This is a genomic window from Subdoligranulum sp. APC924/74 (assembly GCF_003324125.1).
Taxonomy (GTDB): Bacteria; Bacillota; Clostridia; order Oscillospirales; family Ruminococcaceae; genus Gemmiger; species Gemmiger qucibialis.
In genome coordinates this window covers 1-5,242 of sequence record NZ_PSQF01000141.1, presented here as the reverse complement: position 1 = coordinate 5,242, position 5,242 = coordinate 1, and the positions used below count along the sequence as shown (strand labels likewise).

The 5,242-nt window shown below is 50.7% G+C and carries 2 tRNA genes and 3 rRNA genes; all 5 read left to right on the top strand.

Going from position 1 to position 5,242, the window contains the following annotated elements:
* Positions 1 to 171 precede the first annotated feature (171 nt).
* Positions 172 to 1,684: ribosomal RNA gene (locus C4885_RS15350) — 16S ribosomal RNA — on the top strand.
* A 140-nt stretch (positions 1,685 to 1,824) separates the two neighbouring features.
* Positions 1,825 to 1,900: transfer RNA gene (locus C4885_RS15345), tRNA-Ala, on the top strand.
* A gap of 3 nt (positions 1,901 to 1,903) precedes the next feature.
* Positions 1,904 to 1,980: transfer RNA gene (locus C4885_RS15340), tRNA-Ile, on the top strand.
* 211 nt (positions 1,981 to 2,191) lie between these two features.
* Positions 2,192 to 5,022, top strand: a 23S ribosomal RNA gene (locus C4885_RS15335).
* A 97-nt stretch (positions 5,023 to 5,119) separates the two neighbouring features.
* Positions 5,120 to 5,236: ribosomal RNA gene (gene rrf / locus C4885_RS15330) — 5S ribosomal RNA — on the top strand.
* Together the 16S, 23S and 5S rRNA genes with 2 tRNA genes alongside form the textbook arrangement of a ribosomal RNA operon.
* The last annotated feature ends 6 nt before the right edge of the window (positions 5,237 to 5,242 follow it).

Here is a 5,242-nt window from a genome sequence, read left to right as displayed (position 1 = left end):
GCAGGACCTTGAAAATTGAACAATACTGAAACTTGTGGAACCTTAAACGTGATGGAAAATCACGAAAAACAATTCCAAAGCCGAGAGATCGGCAAACAAGTAATTCATACAGGACGCAAGCGATTGTGTCTGAGTGAACGAGATTTAACACTTTATGAGTGATAAATACCATTTATAAAGAGTTTGATCCTGGCTCAGGACGAACGCTGGCGGCGCGCCTAACACATGCAAGTCGAACGGAGCTTAGAGGGCTTGCTTTTTAAGCTTAGTGGCGAACGGGTGAGTAACGCGTGAGTAACCTGCCCTGGAGTGGGGGACAACAGTTGGAAACGACTGCTAATACCGCATAAGCCCACGGTACCGCATGGTACTGAGGGAAAAGGATTTATTCGCTTTAGGATGGACTCGCGTCCAATTAGCTAGTTGGTGAGGTAACGGCCCACCAAGGCGACGATTGGTAGCCGGACTGAGAGGTTGAACGGCCACATTGGGACTGAGACACGGCCCAGACTCCTACGGGAGGCAGCAGTGGGGGATATTGCACAATGGGGGAAACCCTGATGCAGCGACGCCGCGTGGAGGAAGAAGGTTTTCGGATTGTAAACTCCTGTCGTTAGGGACGATAATGACGGTACCTAACAAGAAAGCACCGGCTAACTACGTGCCAGCAGCCGCGGTAAAACGTAGGGTGCAAGCGTTGTCCGGAATTACTGGGTGTAAAGGGAGCGCAGGCGGGAAGACAAGTTGGAAGTGAAAACCATGGGCTCAACCCATGAATTGCTTTCAAAACTGTTTTTCTTGAGTAGTGCAGAGGTAGATGGAATTCCCGGTGTAGCGGTGGAATGCGTAGATATCGGGAGGAACACCAGTGGCGAAGGCGGTCTACTGGGCACCAACTGACGCTGAGGCTCGAAAGCATGGGTAGCAAACAGGATTAGATACCCTGGTAGTCCATGCCGTAAACGATGATTACTAGGTGTTGGGGGATTGACCCCCTCAGTGCCGCAGTTAACACAATAAGTAATCCACCTGGGGAGTACGACCGCAAGGTTGAAACTCAAAGGAATTGACGGGGGCCCGCACAAGCAGTGGAGTATGTGGTTTAATTCGAAGCAACGCGAAGAACCTTACCAGGTCTTGACATCCGATGCATAGCACAGAGATGTGTGAAATCCTTCGGGACATCGAGACAGGTGGTGCATGGTTGTCGTCAGCTCGTGTCGTGAGATGTTGGGTTAAGTCCCGCAACGAGCGCAACCCTTATTGCCAGTTACTACGTTAAGAGGACTCTGGCGAGACTGCCGTTGACAAAACGGAGGAAGGTGGGGATGACGTCAAATCATCATGCCCTTTATGACCTGGGCTACACACGTACTACAATGGCGTTAAACAAAGAGAAGCAAGACCGCGAGGTGGAGCAAAACTCAAAAACAACGTCTCAGTTCAGATTGCAGGCTGCAACTCGCCTGCATGAAGTCGGAATTGCTAGTAATCGCGGATCAGCATGCCGCGGTGAATACGTTCCCGGGCCTTGTACACACCGCCCGTCACACCATGAGAGCCGGGGGGACCCGAAGTCGATAGTCTAACCGCAAGGAGGACGTCGCCGAAGGTAAAACTGGTGATTGGGGTGAAGTCGTAACAAGGTAGCCGTATCGGAAGGTGCGGCTGGATCACCTCCTTTCTAGGGAGTCAGACGAAAGATCTAGCTGGTCTAGATATTTCGGACAGGTTAAAGTAAGTTTCAGTTATTGTTCAATTTTGAGGGCCTTGCAAAAGGAACCTCAGGTAAGACGAAGAAGCGACACCCGATCGCAATGGCGTGGGGGTATAGCTCAGTTGGGAGAGCACCTGCTTTGCAAGCAGGGGGTCAAGGGTTCGAATCCCTTTATCTCCACCATTTGGGCTGATAGCTCAGCTGGTTAGAGCACTCGGCTGATAACCGAGAGGTCGATGGTTCGAGTCCATTTCAGCCCACCACGGGGTTCACCTAGTGATGGGGGAACCCACAAAGTCTTACGACATGTACCTTGAAAACTGAATATAGAACTGCGAAATAAGATTTTGATCAGAGTCTAGAGATAGACGAAGATCCCCAAGTAAAATTAATTAGCTAACTGATAAAGTTAGGGAACAATTTCACCAAGCGGTAAAAAATCTTGTTGGCAAATGGAGAATCAATTGAGAAAACGGTCAAGCTAAAAAGGGCGCAAGGTGAATGCCTTGGCACTGGGAGCCGATGAAAGACGTGGTAAGCTGCGAAAAGCTTCGGGGAGGAGCAAACATCCATTGATCCGGAGATATCTGAATGGGGCAACCCAATGGAGTTCATACTCCATTATCCAATACTGAATCCATAGGTATTGGAAGGGAACCGCCTGAACTGAAACATCTAAGTAGGGCGAGGAAGAGACATCAAACGAGATTCCGTAAGTAGTGGCGAGCGAACGCGGAAGAGGGCAAACCGAGAGGAGAAATCCTTTCGGGGTACGGACTGCTTTAAGGACTGAAAGAGTTAACAGAATGGCATGGGAAGGCCAACCAAAGAGTGTGAGAGTCACGTAGGTAAAAGTTCTGACAGCTGCGCAGGATCCAGAGTACGGCCAGACACGTGAAACCTGGTCGGAACATGGGGGGACCACCCTCCAACCCTAAATACTACCCAGTGACCGATAGCGTATAGTACTGTGAAGGAAAGGTGAAAAGGACCCCGGGAGGGGAGTGAAAGAGAACCTGAAACCTTGTGCCTACAAGCACATAGAGCCCGTCAAAGGGTGATATGGTACTTTTTGTAGAACGGTCCGGCGAGCGATTGTACGTTGCGAGCTTAAGGTCTTAAGGACTGGAGGCGTAGCGAGAGCGAGTCTAAACAGGGCGTTTAGTAGCGTGCAATGGGCCCGAAACCGGGTGACCTACCCATGATCAGGCTGAAGTGAAAGTAAAATTTCATGGAGGGCCGAACCGACCTCCGTTGAAAAGGCGGCGGATGAATTGTGGGTAGCGGAGAAATTCCAATCGAACTCGGAGATAGCTGGTTCTCCCCGAAATAGCTTTAGGGCTAGCCTCATGTTAGATATCCGGAGGTAAAGCACTGAATGGCCTAGCGTCCGAGAGGATAGCGAAGCCTATCAAACTAAGAATGCCGGAATATTGATGCATGGGAGTCAGACAGTGTGAGATAAATCTCATTGTCAAAAGGGAAACAGCCCAGATCTACAGCTAAGGTCCCAAATTGTATCTAAGTGGAAAACGATGTGGAAATACGCAGACAACCAGGATGTTGGCTCAGAAGCAGCCACTCATTTAAAGAGTGCGTAATAGCTCACTGGTCGAGCGTCTCTGCGCGGAAAATTTAACGGGGCTAAGATACAAACCGAAGCTTAGGCTGCACTTTTAGTGCGGGGTAGGGGAGCGTTGTGTAAGCGGAGAAACAGTAGCGGAAGCGGCTGTGGAGTTTACAGAAGTGAGAATGCCGGAATGAGTAGCGCGAATGATGTGAGAATCATCATGGCCGGAAACCTCAGGTTTTTGGAGGAAGGTTCGTCCGCTCCAAGTTAGGCGGGAGCTAAGGTGAGGCCGAAAGGCGTAGCCGATGCACAGACGGTAGAGATTCCGTCCCCACCGAAAGATTTAAGCGCAGGGACACTTTTAGAAGGTCGGAGCCAGGTGTTGGTTCTGGTAGAGATCGAGGGAAATTTAGTACCGAAGTCCGGCTGGATAAGAGGCGAGAAAAGCTGCGTGTATATCTAAGGTGCCCGTACCGCAAACCGACACAGGTAGGTAGGAAGAAGATTCTAAGGCCAACGGGAGAAGGGTTGTTAAGGAACTCGGCAAGTTGACCCCGTAACTTCGGAATAAGGGGTGCTCATGAAAGTGAGCCGCAGAGAATAGGCCCAGGCAACTGTTTACCAAAAACACAGGTTTGTGCTAAATCGAAAGATGACGTATACGAGCTGACGCCTGCCCGGTGCTGGAAGGTTAAAAGGAGATGTGCAAGCATTGAATTGAAGCCCCAGTGAACGGCGGCCGTAACTATAACGGTCCTAAGGTAGCGAAATTCCTTGTCAGGTAAGTTCTGACCCGCATGAAAGGCGTAATGATCTGGGCACTGTCTCAACAGCCCGCCCGGCGAAATTGTAGTACCGGTGAAGATGCCGGTTACCCGCGACAAGACGGAAAGACCCCATGGAGCTTTACTGTAGCCTAATATTGGGTTTCGGTGTTGCATGCACAGGATAGATGGGACGCTGGGAAGTGAGTGCTTTGGCATTCATGGAGCGGCCGTTGGGATACCATCCTTGCGACATTGGAATTCTAACCTGCGCCTTTGAATCAAGGCGGGGGACATTGTTAGGTGGGCAGTTTGACTGGGGCGGTCGCCTCCTAAAGAGTAGCGGAGGCGTTCAAAGGTTGGCTCGTCCTGGACGGAAACCAGGAGAGAGAGTGCAAACGCAAAAGCCAGCCTGACTGCGAGACTGACGGGTCGAGCAGAGACGAAAGTCGGAGTTAGTGATCCGGTGGTATGTGAGTGGAAATGCCATCGCTCAACGGATAAAAGTTACCCTGGGGATAACAGGCTGATCTCCCCCAAGAGTCCACATCGACGGGGAGGTTTGGCACCTCGATGTCGGCTCATCGCATCCTGGGGCTGTATTCGGTCCCAAGGGTTTGGCTGTTCGCCAATTAAAGCGGTACGCGAGCTGGGTTCAGAACGTCGTGAGACAGTTCGGTCCCTATCTGTCGTGGGCGCAGGATATTTGAAAGGCGCTGTCCCTAGTACGAGAGGACCGGGATGGACGAACCTCTGGTGCACCAGTTGTCACGCCAGTGGCACAGCTGGGCAGCTATGTTCGGATCGGATAAACGCTGAAAGCATCTAAGCGTGAAGCCGGCCTTAAGATAAGATATCCCACTGAGATAATCAGGTAAGACCCCTTGAAGACTACAAGGTTGATAGGCACAATGTGTAAGTGGCGCGAGTCATTGAGCAAGCGTGTACTAATAGGTCGAGGGCTTGACCCCATTTTCGATTGATACTTCATTTGCTGAAAGCAGTTCGATATTCAGTTTTGAAGGTATATGCCTTCTAAGAAAGAGAAGCTGACGTTGGTCAGGAATGGCCGGTGTCGATGACGGTGAGGAACCACCTGTTCCCATTCCGAACACAGAAGTTAAGCTCACTTGTGCCGAAGATAGTTGGCTGGAAACGGCCTGTGAAAATAGGTAGATGCCGGCTTCTCTT